The 19,068-nt window shown below is 71.6% G+C and carries 16 protein-coding genes and 2 pseudogenes; 6 read left to right on the forward strand and 12 right to left on the reverse strand.

Translation table 11 applies throughout. The annotated features are described in order from the left end of the window. Positions 1-15 precede the first annotated feature (15 nt). Positions 16-1,488 (forward strand): condensation domain-containing protein, encoded by a 1,473-nt coding sequence (locus tag OG432_RS32290; protein ID WP_328314496.1) that lies wholly within the window; start codon positions 16-18, stop codon positions 1,486-1,488. 99 nt (positions 1,489-1,587) lie between these two features. Here OG432_RS32290 and OG432_RS32295 read toward each other — a convergent pair whose 3' ends face one another. The 3 genes from OG432_RS32295 to OG432_RS32305 form a co-directional block, all read right to left on the reverse strand. Next, on the reverse strand, positions 1,588-2,241 hold the full coding sequence (locus OG432_RS32295; RefSeq protein WP_328314497.1) for a hypothetical protein: 654 nt from the start codon (positions 2,239-2,241) through the stop codon (positions 1,588-1,590). Positions 2,242-2,331: 90 nt separating this feature from the next. Next, positions 2,332-3,747: an FtsW/RodA/SpoVE family cell cycle protein gene (locus OG432_RS32300; RefSeq protein WP_328314498.1), complete on the reverse strand. Its 1,416-nt coding sequence runs from the start codon at positions 3,745-3,747 to the stop codon at positions 2,332-2,334. Between the two features lie 342 nt (positions 3,748-4,089). Next, entirely contained in the window at positions 4,090-5,640 is a 1,551-nt protein-coding gene (locus tag OG432_RS32305) for an MFS transporter (RefSeq protein ID WP_328314499.1), read from the reverse strand. 301 nt (positions 5,641-5,941) lie between these two features. Between OG432_RS32305 and OG432_RS32310 the strand changes: the two genes are divergently transcribed. The 3 genes from OG432_RS32310 (at position 5,942) to OG432_RS32320 (ending at position 10,160) form a co-directional block, all read left to right on the forward strand. Next, entirely contained in the window at positions 5,942-7,378 is a 1,437-nt protein-coding gene (locus OG432_RS32310) for a hypothetical protein (protein WP_328314500.1), read from the forward strand. A 173-nt stretch (positions 7,379-7,551) separates the two neighbouring features. Beyond that, positions 7,552-8,892, forward strand: a complete 1,341-nt coding sequence (locus OG432_RS32315; protein WP_328314501.1) for an AAA family ATPase — start codon at positions 7,552-7,554, stop codon at positions 8,890-8,892. Next, a complete protein-coding gene (locus tag OG432_RS32320; protein ID WP_328314502.1) occupies positions 8,889-10,160 on the forward strand; it encodes a vWA domain-containing protein in 1,272 nt (423 codons plus the stop codon). Before OG432_RS32315 ends, OG432_RS32320 begins: the two co-directional genes overlap by 4 nt. Positions 10,161-10,332: 172 nt before the next feature. Here OG432_RS32320 and OG432_RS32325 read toward each other — a convergent pair whose 3' ends face one another. From OG432_RS32325 to OG432_RS32340, 4 genes are all read right to left on the reverse strand, one after another. Beyond that, entirely contained in the window at positions 10,333-10,560 is a 228-nt protein-coding gene (locus OG432_RS32325; protein WP_328314503.1) for a DUF5133 domain-containing protein, read from the reverse strand. Positions 10,561-10,693: 133 nt separating this feature from the next. Further along, positions 10,694-11,689: an FAD binding domain-containing protein gene (locus OG432_RS32330; RefSeq protein ID WP_328314504.1), complete on the reverse strand. Its 996-nt coding sequence runs from the start codon at positions 11,687-11,689 to the stop codon at positions 10,694-10,696. Beyond that, positions 11,686-12,402, reverse strand: coding sequence for a 2Fe-2S iron-sulfur cluster-binding protein (locus OG432_RS32335; protein WP_328314505.1), 717 nt, complete (start codon positions 12,400-12,402; stop codon positions 11,686-11,688). The genes OG432_RS32330 and OG432_RS32335 overlap by 4 nt, the downstream gene beginning before the upstream one ends. Before the next feature lie 93 nt (positions 12,403-12,495). After that, on the reverse strand, positions 12,496-12,927 hold the full coding sequence (locus tag OG432_RS32340; protein WP_328315335.1) for a nuclear transport factor 2 family protein: 432 nt from the start codon (positions 12,925-12,927) through the stop codon (positions 12,496-12,498). Positions 12,928-13,084: 157 nt separating this feature from the next. On the opposite strand from OG432_RS32340, the gene OG432_RS32345 reads away from it, so the two are divergent. Further along, entirely contained in the window at positions 13,085-13,654 is a 570-nt protein-coding gene (locus tag OG432_RS32345; protein ID WP_328314506.1) for a PadR family transcriptional regulator, read from the forward strand. A gap of 180 nt (positions 13,655-13,834) precedes the next feature. Further along, on the forward strand, positions 13,835-14,665 hold the full coding sequence (gene nadE, locus OG432_RS32350) for an ammonia-dependent NAD(+) synthetase (protein ID WP_328314507.1): 831 nt from the start codon (positions 13,835-13,837) through the stop codon (positions 14,663-14,665). 85 nt (positions 14,666-14,750) lie between these two features. Here nadE and OG432_RS32355 read toward each other — a convergent pair whose 3' ends face one another. From OG432_RS32355 to OG432_RS32375, 5 genes and pseudogenes are all read right to left on the reverse strand, one after another. Further along, complete coding sequence (locus OG432_RS32355) at positions 14,751-15,104, reverse strand: hypothetical protein (protein WP_328314508.1); 354 nt, start codon at positions 15,102-15,104, stop codon at positions 14,751-14,753. A gap of 99 nt (positions 15,105-15,203) precedes the next feature. Continuing rightward, positions 15,204-16,544, reverse strand: coding sequence for an efflux RND transporter periplasmic adaptor subunit (locus OG432_RS32360; protein WP_328314509.1), 1,341 nt, complete (start codon positions 16,542-16,544; stop codon positions 15,204-15,206). A gap of 1,204 nt (positions 16,545-17,748) precedes the next feature. Further along, a pseudogene (locus OG432_RS32365) lies at positions 17,749-17,902 on the reverse strand (maleylpyruvate isomerase N-terminal domain-containing protein); the annotation flags it as partial. Between the two features lie 81 nt (positions 17,903-17,983). Further along, the gene (locus OG432_RS32370; protein WP_328314510.1) at positions 17,984-18,484 is read right to left on the reverse strand and encodes a diadenosine tetraphosphate hydrolase; all 501 of its coding nucleotides are present in this window, start codon (positions 18,482-18,484) and stop codon (positions 17,984-17,986) included. A 98-nt stretch (positions 18,485-18,582) separates the two neighbouring features. Then, a pseudogene (locus tag OG432_RS32375) lies at positions 18,583-19,053 on the reverse strand (GNAT family N-acetyltransferase); the annotation flags it as partial. Positions 19,054-19,068: the final 15 nt, after the last annotated feature.

The following is a 19,068-nucleotide window of genomic DNA, read 5'->3' on the forward strand; positions in this document are numbered from 1 at the left end:
GAATGGAAGACTCCCGTGCGAATTACCGACATTCACGGCTGCGAGGTCCGTCCCGGACAGCTCGTCGAATGGACGCTGGACCCCGTCATGGTCGAGGCCGCCACCAGCCAGCCCGACGACTCCCGTCCCCCCGCCTATGTGCAGGAATCACACATCCGCACGGCCCGGTCGGTGCGGGAGGACGGCCTGTTCGTACCGACCTGGCTGGGCGCGGCATTCGACATCGCGGGGCCCGTCGACCTCGACCGTCTCGAAGCGGCCCTGCGGACCTGGACCCTGCGGCACGAGACGCTGCGCAGCGGCTTCCGCTGGGTCGGTGACGAGATGCGCCGCTTCACGGCCTCGTCCGACGCCGTGGCGCTGCGCCGCGAAGTGGTGGGCGACTTCCCCGACGCGGATGAGCTGAGCATCCACCTCCAGAACCGCTTCGATGTGGCCGCCGACGCCCTGGGATGGCCCAACTTCCTGTACACGGCCGTGGTGCGGGACGACTGCACCAGCGTGTACATGGCCTTCGACCACAGCAACGTCGACGCGTACTCGCTCCAGCGCATCCCCTCCGAGATCTCCGAGCTCTACGCGGCGCGCGCCGAGGGCCGCGCGGAGGAGTCGGTCCCCGTCGGCAGTTACGTCGACTTCTGCGAGATCGAGCGGGCCAGCGCGGACCAGGTCGACGACACCCACGCGATCGTGGCGCGCTGGCGGGAGTTCATCGCCCGCTGCGACGGCAGGCTGCCGGCCTTCCCGGTGGACCTGGGCCTCGAACCGGGCGGCGGGCTCCCGGAACAGAAGCTCCTGTACGAGATGCTCGTGGACGACGCCGACGCCGCAGCCTTCTCGGCGTACTGCCGCCCCTACGGCGGCGGTCAGATCGGGGTGCTCGCGGCCACCAGCCTCATCGTGCACGACATCGGCGGCGAGCCGGTCTACCGCACGGTGGTGCCGCTCCACACCAGGGCGAAGTCCCGGTGGGCGGAATCGGTGGGCTGGTACGTCGGCGGCGCACCGATCGAGATTCCCGTCGCGGGGGCCCCGGGCTTCGACGACGCGCTGACGATGGTCCGGGCCGCGCTGCGCGCCAACAAGTCCCTCGCGCACCTGCCGATCGCCCGCGTGCTGCGGCTGCTCGGCTCCGACTTCCGGCCCACCTCACCGGACCTCTACTCGATCGTGTCGTTCGTCGACGCGCGGGACATTCCGGGGGCACGCCAGTGGGACGCGCAGAAGGCGTACGCCATGCTCCGGGTGTCCTACGGTGACCAGGTGTGCGCATGGTTCACCCGCCTCCACGGCGGGCTCCAACTGGCCATCCGCTACCCGGACACGGCGATCGCACACAAGAACATCCATCGCTATGTGGAGCAACTGCGGGAGCTGATCACGTCCGTCGCCCGCAGCGGTCCAGCACGGCCCGCGGCCCAGGGACGGCGCGAGCACGCGCTCCCCGCGCCACGGCTCAGCAGTGAGGCGACCCGGCTGACGCTGTGAGCCGTCGGTGAACAAGAGCAGTGAAGGAGCCGGCCCAGGGCCGGCTCCTTCTGTGTGTGCGGCACGACTACTGCCTTGCGTTGCGTGTGTGCGGCACGACTACTGCTTCGCGGCGCAGATCACGTCGTAGGGCCGGCCGATGGCCATCGTCAGGCGCATGGGCTCGGTGGTCCCCGACGGGCACTGCGACGTCTCCTTGACGAGGCCGAGCACCTTGTACGCGTCCGAACCCGACGATGCGCAGGGCACTTCCTTCGCCGTGGAGGTGATGCAGTCGCCCTTGACCAGCTGGCCCCCGCCCGCTCCCGCGTCCCCGGGGTGGGTCGAGGACAGGTTGCGCCCGCACACCGTCTTGCTGGGGATGCCGCCGCCCGAACTCTTCTTGGACCCGTAACTGACGCTCACCTGGATGATGAGGTCCGTACCCGCCGGGCACTGGATGGCGTCGGGCAGGAAGCTGGCGGCCTGGACGTCGAGCGCCTTGAAGGTCGCCCCCGAGGCGCCGCAGTCGAACGCCGTGTAGCCGTTCGGGGCGTCGTCCGGGTCCGGGCCGCCGCAGTCACCCACCTTCCACTCGCCGCTCTTGTGGGACGCGGACGAGGACGCGGACGACGACTTTCCGTGGTCGTCGCCGAAGAGTTTGGACGCGCCGAAGCCGAGGCCCAACAGCACCGCGAGAATCACCAGGGCGGGGAGGCATCCGGCCCTTCTTCGGCGCGGGGCAGGGGGAGGCGTACTGCCCGGGTAGACCATGGTGTGTCTCCTCCTGGGAGTGATGGATGTCGTGACCACAGGGGTGGACGCGGCACGGACACCTCATGGTTCCGCTCGATGGTCGCCGGCTCACCCGGCCCGCGAAAAGACCCCGCGACCAGGGGAGTTCACCAGGTCGGGGGCACCGTACGGCGCGGCCGGTTCACGGCGCCGCTGTGCCGTGTCGCTGATGCGGATCAGGAGCGCCACCATCAGCCAGTTGGCGACCATCGAGGAGCCGCCCTTGGCGAGGAACGGCAGGGCCTTTCCGGTGAGCGGGATCAAGCCCGTGACGCCGCCCGTGACCACGAACACCTGGAGCACCAGGGCGCCGGCGAGCCCCGTGGCGAGGAGCTTGCCGAAGGGGTCGCGGCTCAGCAGCGCGGCATGGAAGGCGCGTTGGGCCAGCAGCCCGTACAGGAGCAGGACCGCCATCACGCCCGCGAGCCCCAGTTCTTCGCCGACCGTGGTGAGGATGAAGTCGCTGTTGCCGGCGAAACCGACGAGCTCCGGATGGCCCTGGCCCAGACCGCTGCCGGTGATCCCGCCGCTGCCGAAACTGAACAGCGCCTGCCCCAACTGGTCGGACACGCGCGCCGCGCGGCCCGCTTCGGTGAAGGCGTCCATCGGATGCTGCCACGCCACCACACGGCCGTGTACATGCGGCTCCATCGAACCGACCACCATCGCGCCGACCACGGCCATCAACAGGCCGCACACCACCCAACTCGTGCGTTCCGTGGCCATGTACAACATGATCACGAAGAGACCGAAGAAGATCAGCGAGGTGCCGAGATCCCGCTCGAAGATCAGCACCAGCAGGCTCAGCACCCAGATGGCGGCTATCGGCCCCAACTGCCGGCCGGGCGGCAGCCGCATGCCGAGCCAGCGCCGGCCGGACAGGGCCAGCGCGTCCCGGTTGACGGTCAGATAGCCCGCGAAGAACACCGCGATCATGATTTTCACGAACTCGCCCGGCTGCACCGACAGCGGCCCGAGCATGATCCAGCGCTTGGCGCCGAACTGGTCGGCGCCGGAGAACGCCGGGGCCATCAGGAGCACCAGCGCGACGGCCATCATCAGGTAGATGTACCGCTGGAGCCGTCGGTGATCGCGCAGGACGAGGAGCAGGACCGCACACGCGGCCACCCCGATCACCGTCCACATCAGCTGTCCGTCGGCCGCCGGGGTCATGTGCAGGCGGGGCTCCGCCACGTAGGTGATGTCCAGGCGGTGCATCAGGACCAGCCCCAGGCCGGTCAGGAGCAGGGCGAGCGGCAGGAGCAGCGGGTCGGCCCGCGCCGCCCAGCGGCGTACGGCAAGGTGCGCGACCACCGCGACCGCGACCATGGTGACCGCGAAGGTGGTGAATCCCCCGGGCAGCCGGCCCTGCATCGACAGACCGGTGCACGCAAGGCCACCCAGCGTGATCACTACGACGAAGCAGAGCAGCCAGGCCTCGGTGAGCCGCCTGTTGGGGGCCTGCGCCAGCGCCGCGAACGACATCGTGTGCGCGTAGGTGTCCTGAGGCGGGCCCGACCCCTGCGGGTTCTGGGGCGGTCCGTGTCCCGGCGCGCCATCGGCCCGGCCATGGCCCGGCCGGCCGTCCCTCGTCCGTCTCCGCACGACACCTCCAGCTCCCGCAACCACAGGCCGGGCTCTTCGTGGGCCCCTGTGCGCGGTGATCACACGCCGGAAGACGGACGAAGACCACGGGCGGTTCCCCTTCCGGGGGCGGCCGGGAGCCGGGTCACCGGCCGTCGGCATGCGGTCGGCCTCGCACCCACGACCGTGGCGCACTCCTCGATCCGGTCGCTCTGGAAGGCGGGCTCTGTATGGTCGTCCGGTTCAGGGGCCGGTCGGCCGTGCCCCCTGGAGACGTTCGAGGTCCGAGGGGCGGACCTGAATGGCGAACACGGCGATCAGGCCCGCCACCAGGGCGAAGATCGTGGCCACGACGAACGCGGTCGACACCCCGGAGGTCAGCACCTGGTCGCTCCACGGGCGGGGCAGGGTGCCGGTGCGCCGGAACATCAGGCGCTGGGCAGGGTCGGCCTGGCCCAGGAACTTGGGAACCTGGTCCCTCGCCTCGTTCCGGCTGGCCGTGCCGAACACGGTGACCAGAATGGACAGGCCCAGCGAACCGCCCACCTGCTGCGTGGCGTTGAGCATGCCGGAGGCGGCGCCCGCCTCGTGCGGAGGGACTCCCGACACGGCCATCAAGGTCAGCGAGACGAAGTTCAGCCCCATGCCGAGGCCGAAGACGAGGATCGGACCCAGGATGCTGCCCGCATAGGTGGAGTGGACGTCCGTCCGCGTGAGCCACGCGAGGCCCGCCGCGGCCAGCAGCGAGCCCGTCACCATGAAGGGCTTCGGGCCGTATTTCGGCAGGAGTTGGGAGGCCAGTCCCGCGCCCACCGCGATGATCGCGCTGACCGGAAGGAAGGCGAGGCCGGCCCGGAGCGGGGTGAACTCCAGCACGTTCTGCACGAACAGCGTCAGGAAGAAGAACATGCCGAAGATCGCGGCGGACAGGCTCAGCATGATGCCGTACGTGCCCGCGCGGTTGCGGTCGGCGAACATGTGCAGCGGGGTGATCGGCTGCTGCGAGCGCCGTTCCACCAGGACGAAGGCCGCCAGCAGCACCACCGCGGCGGCGAACGACCCCAGCGTGAACGTGTCGCGCCAGCCCTCCTGGGCGGCCCGGATGAAGCCGTAGACCAGCGCCACCATGCCGAGGGTGGAGGTCAGTGCTCCGGCGAGATCGAAGTGGCCGGAATGGCGCTCGGACTCCTTGATGTACCGGGGAGTGGCCAGCAGGATCAGCACGGCGATGGGTACGTTGACGAACAACACCCAGCGCCAGTCCAGCCATTCGACGAGCACACCACCCGCGAGCAGACCGATGGCGCTGCCGCCCGCTGAGACCGCCGCGAACACACCGAAGGCGCGGTTGCGTTCGAGGCCCTCGGTGAACGTCGTGGTGATCAGGGCGAGCGCGGTCGGCGATGCGATGGCGCCGCCGACGCCCTGGACGGCACGCGCCGCGAGCAGTTGGCCGGAGCTCTGTGACAGGCCGCCGAGCAGGGAGGCGAGCGCGAAGAGCAGCACGCCGCACATGAAGACCTTGCGTCGGCCGAGGATGTCACCGGTGCGCCCGCCCAGCAGGAGCAGCCCGCCGAAGGTGAGCGTGTAGGCGCTCACCACCCAGGCGAGCCCGGTGGTGGAGAAGTGCAGTGCGTTCTGGATGTGGGGGAGCGCGATGTTCACGATGGTGACGTCGAGCACCACCATCAATTGGCACGAGGCGATGACCAGGAGCGCGATCCCTTTACCGCTGCCTCCCCGTCTGCCGGGGGCCGTGGTCGCGATCGTGGGTGGCGGCTGCGAACTCGTCATGGCGGACCTTGCCCTCGCACGAGGAGCTGCGGACTCGTTCGTCCACTGTCCGACCTTATGCCCGGCCCCGGAGCGCCACCAGTCGATCAAGGCGGGCCCGCCACGACCGGCCGGCCATGGCGGGCCGGGGGAGCCGGCGCGGGCAGAGGAGGGGAGCGGAGCGGAGAGGAGGGGAGAGAGGTGGGGGCGGAGGGGCGGCGGCGAAATATCGACTGACACATCAGGAACGGGCGGCTATGCTCCCCGCGATGACTACTTCCACCAGCAGATTGGGGGACCCGTCCGCGCAAGGTGAGTGCTGATGCTCACTGAGATCGCGAACGAGGAATCCCGACTTTCCCTCTGGCTGCGCGTGCGCGAGTTCGCCGTGCCGCCCTCCATGATCGAGACCGCGACCGACCGCCGTTCCGCAGGGGACTGGGCCGGGGCCTGTGCTGCGGCACATGTCGACGTCGATCTCGACCTCCGCTCCCTGGCCCGTACCCACGGCCGGGCGCTCTCGTCTCAAGTCCGCGCGGATCTACGTCGGTTGGCGCCCGACCTGCTGCGCTGGCACATGCCGAGGATCGCCCCCGACGGGCTGTTGCGTCCAGGCCTGACCCTCACCCTTGCCCGCTACGGCGACGGCGGGGCGGGCGACCCCGAGAGCCCCGTGCACCTCGTCGTCCGCACGCCACCCGCCTGGGCGGACGCGGGGCAGCGAATCAGCCTCGCCCTGTGGCACGGTCCCCGGGCCGATGCGCCCGGTGCCGCCCGCCATCCCCGCCCACGCCCCCACCCGCGGTTCCGTCTCGACCTGCACCGACACCTGTGGGACGCGACCAGGACCGCCGAGCTGCGGACCCGGGCCGGCACCGCGGGGCCCGGTGCGCCGCCCTCCCTCGGCGACCCCGTACTGGACGCGCGGGTCGCGACCGCGGTGGCGCCGGGCAGGGCCTGCGCGGTCGGCCGCTGGGCCGCCGAGGCCGCCATCGCGCTGCGCGCGGACGGGCGGTCGAGCGGCCCGGTGACCGTGCGGCTCGGTCTCCGGGAGCGGCTGGCCCTCGAACTCGCCGCCGGCCCGGACGGCACCGGCCCTCCCGTCCTGCGCCTCGCCGAGCCGCGGGCGGTCACTGCCGCGGCGCCGCTGGTGCTGCCCGACGCGGCGACCTGGGAGACACCCGACGCGGAGCTGCTGCGCGCCGGTCGCATCACCGCCGACCGGCTGCATCCGCTCGTCGCGGCGGCCCTCGTACCGGAACACACCGAGCCCCCGCCTTCACGGGGCCGGAGCGGGCCGGGACGGGTGCGGTTCGTGGAGTGCCGGGGCCAACAGCACCGGATCGGGCTCCTCGACGGGGCGCTGTCCGCGCTCGACCACGACCCGGTCGAGGTCCGCAGGGAGGAGCTCCTGGCGGCCCTGAGCGGCACGCCACTGCCCTGCCTGCAGGCCATCGACGAAGCGCATCGCCGCCCGGAATGCCTCGTCGGCGTCCGTGAACGGCTCGACCACGGGGACATCGCCGGTGCCCTTGCCGTCGTCGAGCACCTCCTCGGCCCGGAGGCGGTGTTGCGCGGCGGTGGTCTCAAGGACGCCCTCGAGGACGCCGCCCAGGGGCGGATCGCGTACGGCCTCTACCGCTCCGGTCTGAGCGGACCCGCCCCCGACCGGCTGCCGCCCGCCTTCCTGTACTCCGACAAGCGCCGCTCACGCCCGAGCGACCACCGCTCACGTCCCCGGCACGCCCACACCTGCTGACCGGCCCGCGCCACACCACTTGGCACCACATCACTCGGCACCACACAACTCGGCACCACATCACGGTGCGCCGCGCCATACGCGCCACGCGACAACGCGCCACGGCGCGTTCAGAGCGCGGCACGGCGCGGCCTGCCCTGCCCGCCCCCCGACTACTCGACAGGTGATTCCACATGCCCACGCAGACCCCGATCGCATCCTCCGAGACCCGTCCGTCGGGCCCGGCCGACCCTCGTCCGTCCGGCCCGGCCGACCCCCGTACTTCAGGACCGGTGGCCGACGTCCACGCTGGCGACCAGGGCGACGCTCCTCAACTGGACTTCGCACAGGCCCTGTTGGGCCTACTGGGCGAAACGGCCACCGAACCGCGCCCCGACCCGCAGCTCGAAGCGCTCACCCTGACCGTCTCCGCCGACCTGCCGGTACTCCTGTGGGGCGAGCCCGGCATCGGCAAGACCGCCGCCCTGACCCAACTGGCCACCGCCCTCGATCTCCCGCTGACCACCGTGATCGCCAGCGTGCACGAGCCGTCCGACTTCTCCGGGCTGCCCGTCGTCGGCGACGACCCCGCCGAACAAGGCATCCCGATGGCGCCGCCGGACTGGGCCGTGCGACTCGTGCGGGCCGGCCGCGGACTCCTCTTCCTCGACGAACTGTCCACGGCGCCGCCCGCCGTTCAGGCGGCCCTGCTCCGGCTCGTACTGGAACGGCGCATCGGCGCCCTCCAACTCCCGCCCGGCGTAAGGATCGTGGCCGCCGCCAACCCGCGTTCGTCGGCCGCCGACGGCTGGGAGCTGAGCCCGCCGCTGGCCAACCGGTTCGTGCACCTCCAGTGGACCCACGACCACGAGGTCGTCGTACGCGGCCTCGGCGGGACCTGGCCACGGGCCACTCTGCCCCGCCTCGCCCCGGAAAAGCTGCCCGAGGCCGTGGACTTCGCCCGTCGCGCCGTGTGCGGGCTGCTCGCCGCACGGCCCTCACTCGTCCACCAACTGCCCAGCAGCGAAACACGCCGAGGCGGTCCGTGGCCCTCGCCGCGCAGTTGGGAGATGACCCTGCGCCTGACCGCCTTCGCCACCGCGGCAGGCGTCTCCCGCGACGTGCTCTCCCTGCTGGTCAGGGGAACCGTCGGAGACGGCCCCGGCCTCGAATTCCTGGCCGGCCTCGACCGCATGGACCTGCCGGACCCCGAGGACCTGCTCGCCGACCCCGCGGCCGCCACCCTGCCCGAACGCGGCGACCTGCGTCAGGCCGTACTCGACGGGGTGGTGGCGGCCGTACGCGCGCGCCCCGACAAGTCCCGCTGGGACGCGGCGTGGGCGCTCCTGGTCAACGCGCTGGAGAGCGGCCCGCCGGACCTGGTCGTCGTCCCCGCGACCACCCTCGCCTCGCTGCGCGAGCCGGGCTGGGAGGTGCCGGCGTCGATCGAGCGGCTCGCCGGAGCGGTATCCATATCCCGGCGCGCAGACGACGCGGCGGCCCGCACGCGCGCCGCCACGAAGGCACGCCGATGAGCCCGGACGCACCCGTCGCGCCCGGGACGCTCGACTACGGCAAACTCTTCGCCGCGCGACTGCATGCCGCCCGGGTCCGCCCCTATCTCGCGACGGCGCTCTTCGCGCTGCACCCCGTGGAGTCGCACCGCGTACCCACCATGGGCGTCGACCGGTACTGGCGTTGCTATGTGTCGCCGGCCTTCGTGGCCCGCACCCCGGTGGAGGAACTGGCCGGCGTATGGGTGCACGAGGTGTCGCACCTGCTCCGCGACCACCACGGGCGCAGCGACCGGCTCGCGCGGGAGCGAGGGCTGACCGGGCCGGCCCAGCGCCTGCGGATGAACGTGGCCGCGGACTGCGAGATCAACGACGACGTGTACGGCGACGGCCTCGCACGGCCCGCATGGGTCATCGACCCGGGGTCCCTCGGACTGCGCTCGGGTGAACTCATGGAGGACTACCTGCTGAACTTCCGGCTCGGTTCCACCACCCAGCTGACGGCCTGGCTCGACTGCGGCAGCGGCGCCGACGGCCTCGACCGGGAGTGGGAGCTGGGGCCCGACGGCGCTCACGGACTCAGCGACCAGGAGCGCGACGCGATCCGATTCCGGGTGGCCCACGGCATCACCGGCCGTCCGGGGACGGCTACGAGGGGGTGGCGCAGATGGGCGGAAGAGGCGTTCCATCCTCCGCAGGCGTGGCGCGAGTTGCTGGGAGCGGCGCTCCGCTCGGCCGCCTCGGGAGCGGGCGCCGGCCAGGACTACACCTACGGCCGGCCGTCGAGGCGTGCGGCCGGGATACCGCGCGTCGTCCTGCCCAGCCTGCGCGCCAAGCCGCCAAGGGTCTGCGTGGTCGTCGACACGTCCGCATCGGTCTCCGACGCCGAACTGGGCAGCGCGCTCCTGGAAGTGGCGGCGATCTCCCAGGCCTTGGGCGGCCGCCGCGATCTGGTCAGCGTGTTGTCGTGCGACGCGTCGGCCGGCCTGGTGCACTCGCTGTGCCGCGGCGAGGGAATTCCCTTGATGGGCGGCGGAGGCACGGACCTGCGCGAGGGATTCGCCAAGGCCCTGGCGGCCAGACCGCGACCGGACGTTGTCGTCGTCCTGACCGACGGCCAGACGCCCTGGCCGTCCACTCGCCCGTCGTGCCGCACCGTGGTGGGGCTGTTTCCGCGGGCAGGGGGCGTGTCGTCGTGGGACGAGAACAACCCCGACCGCGTACCGGTGGACACGGCGCCGCCGTGGGCGCGCGTCGTGGAGATCGGGTCGTCGTCGCGGGGGAGGTGAACCGAGGCCCGGCCCGGGTGAGTCCTGGGAGGGCGCCCAGCGCCTTTGAGTCACGGGAGGGGCCAGTACCTTCGGCGGCCCGCGGCGAGGCCGGGGCCGCCCCGAGGTCACCACCCTCAGGGTCCGAGGTCGTCAACCCCGAGGGTCCGTCAACCTGCGCAGCTGAGGTGCGTCAGGCGGTGAGCACCGAGTCGTCGAAGGTGCGCGCACCGGGCAGCCGGTGCCGCGCGGCGATCACGGCGGCATCGATGTCGCGCGTGCCCGTCGACACGCACAGGGTGTAGGTCACGTCGTCCAGCCGTTGCCGCGTCGATGCGTCGCCCTCGGCGGCGTTCAGCACGAGGAGCGCCTCGTACTCGTCGAGCAGATCGCGGAGCACTGCCGGATGCGCCATCAGCATGAGTGGAGACCTCTCCAGTCGACACGGTCACGATGTGTGCCAGCTGGTGCCCCCCTTTTCCGGACCTACACGTACCGACCACCGAACTCGGCGCAAGGGAATGCCCGTTGGGGACCGCCGGTCGTCGGGTGTCTCAGGACCGGCGGGGCCGTGTGGTGAGCGAGCCGAGCATTTCGCGGGCCAGGCCACGGGCCAGGTCCACCTTGTAGCCGTTGTGCCGCAGGGGAACGGCATCGGCCAGCTCCGCCTCCACCGCCCGCTCGATGGACTCGGCGGTGGGTGCGGTCCCGAGCAGCGCGGCCTCGGTGCGCCGGGCGCGCCAGGGGCGGTGGGCGATCCCGCCGAAGGCGACGGCGATGTGGTCCACCACTCCGCGCTCAAGATGCAGCACCGCGGCGACGGACGCCAGCGCGAAGGTGTGGCCCGCCCGGTCGCGTGCCTTGCGGTAGCGCGAGGCGGTCCCTTCGCGCAGCGGCGGCAGCAGGACGCCGGTGACGAGTTCACCGGGCCGGAGCACCGTGTCCTGCTCGGGCCGGTCCTGGGGCAGCCGCATGAATTCCGCGACCGGCACGCTGCGGGTCCCCGTGGAGCAGGCGAGCTCGACCGAGGCATCGAGCGCCGCGAGAGCCACCGCGAGGTCGGAAGGGTGGGTGGCCACACAGTGCGGGGAGTGACCGAAGATCGCGTGGTCACGGTTGACGCCGTCGAGTGCCGCGCAGCCGCTGCCGGGCACCCTCTTGTTGCACGGCCTCGACAGGTCCTGGAAATAGCCGCACCGGGTGCGCTGCAGGAGGTTTCCCGCGGTGGTCGCCATGTTGCGGAGCTGCCCCGAGGCGCCGCTGAGCAACGCCTGCGGCAGCACCGGATAGCGCTCGACGACCGCCGGATGGGCGGCGAGATCGGTGTTGCGTACCGTCGCTCCGACCCGCAGTGAACCGTCCGCCTGCTCTTCGATCAGGCCCAGCGGCAACCGGGTGATGTCGACGACGACGTCAGGACGCTCAATGCCCTGCCGCATCAGGTCGACGAGGTTGGTGCCACCCCCCAGATAGCGGGCCTCCGGACGGCCGCCGTGGGCGGCCGCCGCCTCGGTCACACTAGTCGGACACACATAGGCAACCGGCTTCATGTGGTCACCTCCTGTATGGCCATCCCCTGTGGGGACGCCTCCCGTGAGGGCGTGGCCGCGGCCTGTGCGCCCGCGGTTTGTGCGCCGGGGGTCTGTGCGCCGGGGGTCTGCGTCTCCGCGCCGTGAGCGTCCATGTCTTGCAGTGCTTCGGTGATGCTCGGGTAGGCACCGCAGCGGCAGAGGTTGCCGCTGAGCTGCTCCCGGACCTCGACCGCGGTCAGCTGTACCGCGGCCTCGGCCGGCAGGTCCATTTCGCTGATCACGGAGGACTGGCCCGCCGCGGCCCCGGCGGGTGTGCCCGCGGCCGCCGACGACTGGCCGGGGGCGCAGTAGCCGCACCGCACGGTGTCGCGGTCGGGTGCGGGGCTCCGCAGCGGATGGGTGTCGTCGTCCGGGCCGACCGGGGCGGCCAAGCCCTCGATCGTGACGATCTCGCGCCCTTCCTGCCCGGCGGCCAGCAGCAGGCAGCTGGCGACGCGGCGCCCGTCGAGCAGCACCGCGCACGCCTCGCACCCGCCGTCGTCGCACCCCTTCGCCGAGCCGGTCAGGCCCAGATTGTCGCGAAGACACTCCAGGAGGGTGACGCGGTGGTCCAGTTCGATCCTGTGGGTGGTGTCGTTCACCCGCAGGGTCACGTGCGACTCGGTCGCACCAGGTTCGGTCTGGGCGCCCGATGCCGGGCCCCCGTCGCTCAGGCCGTGTCTAGGTTCCATCGTCGTGGGCTCCTCGATCCGGACAGTCGGCAGCTCGACCGCGCTCCCACCCTCGTACAGCTCGCCGCCTCCGGCATCTTGAGCGCCGCCCTGCTAGTGGTCCCCGGGCGCGGGTGCGAGTCCGTCGGCGACCAGCCCCGCCAGCACCGCCTGGCCGAGCGCGTGCACGGCGGACTGGGGGCGCACCATCACCGTGAACTCCTTGATCCGGCCCGATGCGTCGAAGTGGAGCAGGTCGATGCCGTGGATCTCCTTGCCGTCCACCGTGGCCCGGAAGGGCAGGACCGCCGACGGGGCCTCCGTGCCGTCGACGCTGGTCTCGGCGGTTCCTTCGTAGTGCCCGATGTAGCGCAGGTCCGCGAAGACGCGCACCAGGACACCGAAGAGGCCGAGCACCATCGGCCTGCCCTCGAAGGGCACGAACTTGACCGGGCTGTACAGCCGGACGTCCTCCGTGAAGAGGTCGTCGAGCGCGGCGAGATCCTGCTTCTCCACGGCGGCGCGGAAGAGTGTGGCCGTCTTCATCGGGCCCGTGCGGTCCGTTGGGGCCGTGGAGTGGGTGGGGTTCGTACGGTCCGTGGCGGAGGTGGCTTCCATGTGTGCTCCCCATACTCAACAAAGTGACTAGTCAGTTTCATGAGTAGGATGCGGCAGGGAGCGAGGAAAGGGAAGGGGGTCCGCGATGGCCTTGCGACATGCCGTGCTGGCGGCGCTACTGGACGGTGAGTACAGCGGCTACCAGCTGGCCAAGGCGTTCGACATCGGCGTCGCCAACTTCTGGCACGCCCTGCCGCAGCAGCTCTACGCGGAACTCGCCAAGCTGGAGAAGGACGGACTCGTCGCGGGCCGCCAGGTGGTCCAGGAATCCCGGCCCAACAAGCGGCTCTTCAAGGTCACCGAAGCCGGCCGCGCCGAGTTGGAGACCTTCGCCGAGGCCGCCTCCAAACCCTCGTTCATCCGCGACGACCTCCTCGTCAAGGTCCAGAGCGCCGACAGCATCGGCACCACGGCGGTGATCGCCCAGCTCGAGGAGCGGGCCGCGGCCGCCGACGCCAAGATCGCGCTGCTCGCCGCGCTGCAGCGGCAGTTGCGGGGGGAAGCGGACGAGGAGGAGTTCCTGCTCCACGGTCGGCGGATCGGCCCGTATCTGACGTGCCTGCGCGGTCTCGCCTTCGAGCGGGAGCACCGGGACTGGTGCCGGCGGATCGCGGCGATCCTGCGCCGGCGGCAGAGCGTCGGCGCGGAGGGATGAGATCGGAGCGTCGGCTCGAGCGGCGGGCCGGGCTTTGGCGCCCGGGACGCGGGTCGCAGCGCGGTGAGCGCGTGCCGAGCGGCCCTGGCGTACGTTCCGGGAACCGCGCCCGACCTGGTGAACCGGCCTTGGTTAGGCTGGGCGTGACAGCATCTACCCCCACCGCAACGAGGAGCAGACGTGAGCGAGACGGCGTCCATCGCCCTGCAACAGGAGATCGCCCGGGAACTCCAGGTCGCCACGGCCTTCGACGCCGAGCGGGAGATCGAGCGCAGGGTGGCCTTCCTCGCCGAGCGGCTCACCTCCACCGGTCTGCGCTGCCTGGTCCTCGGCATCAGCGGCGGAGTCGACTCCACGACCGCGGGCCGGCTGTGCCAGCTCGCCGTCGAGCGTGCCAGGGCCGCCGGCCACGAGGCGCGCTTCTACGCGATGCGACTGCCCTACGGCGTGCAGGCGGACGAGCACGACGCACAGATCGCGCTCTCCTTCATCCAGGCCGACCAGGTGCTCACCGTGGACGTCAAGCCCGCGAGCGACGCGGCGCTCCAGGCCGTGCTCACCGCCGGAGTGGGCTTCGCAGGCGACGGCCACCAGGACTTCGTCCTCGGCAACATCAAGGCGCGCCAGCGGATGATCGCCCAGTACGCGGTGGCCGGTGCCCACAGCGGCCTGGTCGTCGGCACCGACCACGCCGCGGAGGCGGTCTCCGGCTTCTTCACGAAGTTCGGCGACGGCGCCGCCGACCTGGTTCCGCTGACCGGTCTGACCAAGCGCCGCGTCCGTGCGGTCGCGGACGCGCTGGGCGCGCCCGCCGAACTGGTCTGGAAGGTCCCGACCGCCGACCTGGAGACCCTCGCGCCGGGCAAGGCCGACGAGGACGCGCTCGGCGTCACCTATGACGACATCGACGACTTCCTGGAAGGCAAGCCGGTGGACCAGCGGGTCTTCACGACGATCGTCGACCGCTACCGACTCACCGAGCACAAGCGCCAACTGCCCGTCGCCCCCTGACAACGCCTGCCCGCCCCGTGTGCGGGATCGCGTGAGGCGGGCCCCGGTTTTCCGGAGGCCCGCCCTACGCGTACGGCGCGTGTGCTCAGGGGAGTTGGTGCCGCTCCACCAGCGCGCCCGCGATGAAGCCGAGCGCCGCCACGATGCCTACGGCCAGCAGGAGCGTCAGCCACGGCACCGTGACCCAGGAGGCGATGCCGCCCTTCTTCGCGTCGTCGTCCGGCGCCTCGGCTCCTGGTGCGGTCCGCGGCGACAGGGGCTGCGGCTGCGTGACGGTGCCTGTCCCAGGAAGGGCGGTGGTGGCGTCCAGCGCGTCACCGGCTCGCTCTTGGTGCGCCGCGGGGACCGCGTTCAGGACGGGCGAGGCGGTGGTCGCAGGCGAGGCCGCCGCGGGGTCCTGGCCGTCGGCCTTCGTGAACGCGTCACGGTCTCGGGCCATGTCTTCGGTACTCCCTTGTCCCTATGTGGGGTGTCCCTATGTGGTCTGCCCACGTGTGGTGTGCCTAGGTGCGGTGTGCCACGTGTGGGCGCCGTCGCCTCAGGGGGCGACGGTGGTGATCCGCACCTTCTGACCGAGCGTCAGGCCGCCGGTGATCTGGGTGTTGGTGTCCGACTCGACGCCCACCGTCACCTCGGCGGAGTGCGCGGCGCCGTCGGGCGCGACGACCGTCACGGTGCGCCGGGGACCGGTGCCGCTCAAGGCGGCCGTCGGCACGAACAGGGCGTCGGACGCTTCGCCGGCGATTATCTGGACGCTGACGCCCTGCCCGGTGTGCAGGTCCTTGGTCGGTCCCATGATGTCGAGCGTCACGGGGTACTGCGGGGCGTTGGCCGGGGCGCCGCCGTTGACGGCCAGCGTGCCGACCGACAGGACCTTCGCGTTGAGCACGGTGGTCGACTGCGCGGTGAGGGTGACGGTGGCGGACTGACCCGGCTTGAGCCGCAGAGCGTCGGCCTCCGAGACGTTCGCCTTGACCTGCATGCCGGTCGGATTGGTCAGGACGATGAAGCCGCTCGGCGCGGCAGGGGTGCCGCCCGCGGCGGGGTTGCCCGACGCGCCGGGCGCCGGCACCGTACCCGGAACGGCGCCCGCTCCTGCGGTGTACGTCGTACCGGTCACGGTCTGGCCGACGGTGGCGCCCACGGACGCGACGGTGCCGTCGACCGGTGCCGTCAGAACGGTCCCGTCGAGCGTGCGCTGCGCGGTGTCCACCACGCTCTGCGCCTGCGCCACCTGGGTCTGGGCCTGGAGGAGTTGAGCGGGGTCCACGGACGGCGCCGCGGCGGGGACCACCCGCACGTACGAGACGTCGTGGACGAAGGACACGTCGTCCGCGGCACCGGGAGAGGCCGAGTCCGAGGGCGTCGCCGTGGGTTTGGAGGGCGTGGGAGTGGGGGTGGGCGTCGGGGTGGTCTTGGGCGTAGGACCGGTGGAGTGGGTCGCCCCGCCCGTCGGGTTGGTACCGGTACTGGGCGACGGGCCGGCCGGCTGGCCCTGCGCCACCTTGTCGAGGTACGCCTTGGACGCGGCCAGCGAGGTCTTGGCCTCGGCGAGCACCAGGCGCGCCGCCTTGTCGTCGACCTTCGCCAGCACCTGGCCCTTGGCGACCTTGTCACCGGCCTTGACGTCGACCTTGGTCAGCTGACCACCGGTGGTGAAATTGACGCCGGCGTCGCTCGGCGACGCCAGCAACCCGGCCCCGGCGACGGTCGCCTGCACCTTTCCCGTGGAGACGGCGGCCGTGCGCGTGTCCGTGCGCGCGTGAGCGGAACCGGGAGTGTCCACCACCGCGTAGGCACCACCCACGGCCGCGATGAGCACTACACCGAGCGCCGAGTTCAACAGGACGGCTTTATGCAGCCGCGGAAGGACCTTCATACGGGGAGCCTGTCAGCCGCCCCCTGCACCCGCCATGACCGCCCGGCCAAGCTTACGTACCAGTAACTTAGCTGAACGGGCAGGCCTTTGGGGTCGGACGGCCCTACGCGGCGGGAACGGCCGCTCGCCCTACGTGGTCACGTCCGCCCCACCCTTCACTCTGCCCGACCGAACCCCCGAAGTGAAGAGGAATTTCAACGCCGCGTCGTCAAGACGCGGGGGCGGCAAGGGCATTGAAAGGCACCCTGACGCAAGGGACCCGGCTGTGTCAGTGCGCGCGCAGCCGATTCGTCCACCCGCCCGCACGGCCCGCCCTCCGCAAACCGGTTGCCACGCGGACGTGCGGCCACACCGTGCCTCCTCCGTCCACCGTCAACACCGCACCGGTGACGAAGGACGCTTCCTGGCCGAGCAGCTAGCTCACGGCGTCGGCGATCTCCCTCGGCTCGCCGATGCGACCCGGCGGCCGGTCGGCGCCGCCTCGGCGTAGAACTCCGCTACCGGACGGCCGAGGTGCCCGCACGGGCCCGTCCGGTCGCGGACCGGCCCCTGGCACGCTCATCCCACGGCCCCCTCGCGATCCTGAACTCTGGGAGCTCTCGGCAGGGTTCAGGATCGCGAGGGGGCCGTCTTCACACTCGGCGGTCGCCGACGCCGAAACGGCGGGCACGACCCAAGCCGCATCAGACCGCTGAGACGGCTTGGGCCATGGCCCGGAGCTCCGCCCGGCTACTTGGCGGGCGGTGTGACCGGGAGAGAAGGCGGCGTCACGGGGAGGGCCGGCGGTGTGACCGGGAGAGAGGGCGGCGTCACGGGGAGGGCCGGCGGGGTCACCGGCAGAGAAGGCGGCGTCACGGGGAGGGCCGGCGGGGTCACCGGCAGAGAGGGCAATGCCGGCGGGGCGACCGGGGGCGTGGGGTCTGTAACAGCCGTAGCCGGGCTGACGGACAGAGCGAGTACAGCTGCGGCAGCCAGTCCGGTGACCGAAGTGGCGATGCCGGTTCGAATACGCATGACAATCCTTTCGTGCGACACGGCTTGGGTTTTCGTGTCATCTCCACTCAACGACGGACACCAGGCCCTGCAACACGGCAGGGACTATATGGGGGAACCGGCCACGCATTCGACGGAGATCCTTGATCCTCAACTCCGCGGCGGGGCGCGCAGCCGAACTCGCCGATCGCCACCTGCGGATCACCACCCAGGAACCGACGTCGTCCAGGTGGAGCGTGAGCAGCCCGACTTCCTCGTACGCGGCGGCCAGCCCGGACGATCAGTGCGTCGAGCGGACCGTCACCGGTGGGCGCCTGGTCCGCCACGCTCCAGTAGGTCACCGCGTCGGCCGTCGGTGCCGTGTCGGGACCGGCGTGCGAAAGGTCCACACCGGCACGGTAGTGCGGCGGCGTACGAGCGCGAGCAGGGAAGGGCCCGGACCGCCGTCAGGCCTCTTGGGCCGCCCGGTCGAGTTCGCTCGTGATCCGCTCGCGCAGGGCGTCGTGCCGGTGAGCCAGGGCGTGGCGTACGTCCCTCCAGTTCTCGTGCGGGTAGAGCCAGACCGGGAGATGGACCAGGTCGGCCGGTTCCCAGGAGAAGCGTGGCCACACGTGTGCGTGCAGGAACCCGTCGGTGTTGCCGAGGATCTCCAGATTGACCCGGCGAAACGCCGGGTCCAGCGCACGGCACGCGGATTCGACGGATTCGCCCAGCGCGTCCATGTCGGAGAGGAAGGCCAGGCGTTTCGCCCGCGGGAGTTCGGACAGGCGTTCCACGCGCGGATCGTCCACCAGGAGGACCGAGTAGCCCGGCAGGAACTGCACATCCCCGATCACCGCGAATCCGGCCCTCAACCGCCGCATCACGGTGGGGTTTTCGCCGCGCAGGGCGGCGCCGATCCGGTCCGCACGCCAGTCGACGTCATCGCTCATGATGGCATCGCTCATGACGTCACCGTGACCGAGGCTTGTGCGGCGCCGCCCACCGAGGTCAGGGCCGGAGCCCCTCCTTCTCGTCCTTCGTGTTCTCGAAGCGGGCCCGCGCCGGGTCGGCGCACCATGAAGACGTCGACGGGGTCCTGCGCCTCCACGGTGAAACCATGGCGTGCGTACAGCCGTTGGGCGGCGCTGCCCTGAAGGACGTTCAAACGCACGGGCGTGCCGTCGGCGTCGGTCCGCCGCAATACGGTCCGCAGCACGGCGGATCCGACTCCGCGGCCCTGGAGGCCGGGGGCCAGGTAGAAGTGTTCCAGCCACTGCGCGTCCTCGGCCGGGCGCAGCGCGACGCAGCCCGCGAGGGCGCCCTCGATCACGACCACCGACGTGTGCCGGGGCACGAAGGCGTCGCGCAATCGCCGGCGCACCCGGTGCTCGTCGTAGCGTCCCAGGCGCTCCAGGTCCGGACGCATCACCACGGCCCGCAGCTCCGCGATCGGCTCGACGTCCGCGGGCTCGGCCGCACGCAGCGTCCATGCGACGGGCTGTGCCCCGCCGAGTCGGCCCGGCCCGCGACCCATCGGTATCTCGGCCGT

The organism is Streptomyces sp. NBC_00442, from assembly GCF_036014195.1.
GTDB lineage: Bacteria > Actinomycetota > Actinomycetes > Streptomycetales > Streptomycetaceae > Streptomyces.

Excerpts from the sequence above, each read along its gene's own strand:
- OG432_RS32295 (WP_328314497.1), bottom strand. The coding sequence starts at position 2,241 with ATGGTCTACCCGGGCAGTACGCCTCCCCCTGCCCCGCGCCGAAGAAGG.
- OG432_RS32300 (WP_328314498.1), bottom strand. The coding sequence starts at position 3,747 with ATGTCGTTCGCGGCGCTGGCGCAGGCCCCCAACAGGCGGCTCACCGAG.
- OG432_RS32305 (WP_328314499.1), bottom strand. The coding sequence starts at position 5,640 with ATGACGAGTTCGCAGCCGCCACCCACGATCGCGACCACGGCCCCCGGC.
- OG432_RS32310 (WP_328314500.1), top strand. The coding sequence starts at position 5,942 with ATGCTCACTGAGATCGCGAACGAGGAATCCCGACTTTCCCTCTGGCTG.
- OG432_RS32315 (WP_328314501.1), top strand. The coding sequence starts at position 7,552 with ATGCCCACGCAGACCCCGATCGCATCCTCCGAGACCCGTCCGTCGGGC.
- OG432_RS32320 (WP_328314502.1), top strand. The coding sequence starts at position 8,889 with ATGAGCCCGGACGCACCCGTCGCGCCCGGGACGCTCGACTACGGCAAA.
- OG432_RS32325 (WP_328314503.1), bottom strand. The coding sequence starts at position 10,560 with ATGCTGATGGCGCATCCGGCAGTGCTCCGCGATCTGCTCGACGAGTAC.
- OG432_RS32330 (WP_328314504.1), bottom strand. The coding sequence starts at position 11,689 with ATGAAGCCGGTTGCCTATGTGTGTCCGACTAGTGTGACCGAGGCGGCG.
- OG432_RS32335 (WP_328314505.1), bottom strand. The coding sequence starts at position 12,402 with ATGGAACCTAGACACGGCCTGAGCGACGGGGGCCCGGCATCGGGCGCC.
- OG432_RS32340 (WP_328315335.1), bottom strand. The coding sequence starts at position 12,927 with ATGAAGACGGCCACACTCTTCCGCGCCGCCGTGGAGAAGCAGGATCTC.
- OG432_RS32345 (WP_328314506.1), top strand. The coding sequence starts at position 13,085 with ATGGCCTTGCGACATGCCGTGCTGGCGGCGCTACTGGACGGTGAGTAC.
- OG432_RS32355 (WP_328314508.1), bottom strand. The coding sequence starts at position 15,104 with ATGGCCCGAGACCGTGACGCGTTCACGAAGGCCGACGGCCAGGACCCC.
- OG432_RS32360 (WP_328314509.1), bottom strand. The coding sequence starts at position 16,544 with ATGAAGGTCCTTCCGCGGCTGCATAAAGCCGTCCTGTTGAACTCGGCG.
- OG432_RS32370 (WP_328314510.1), bottom strand. The coding sequence starts at position 18,484 with ATGAGCGATGCCATCATGAGCGATGACGTCGACTGGCGTGCGGACCGG.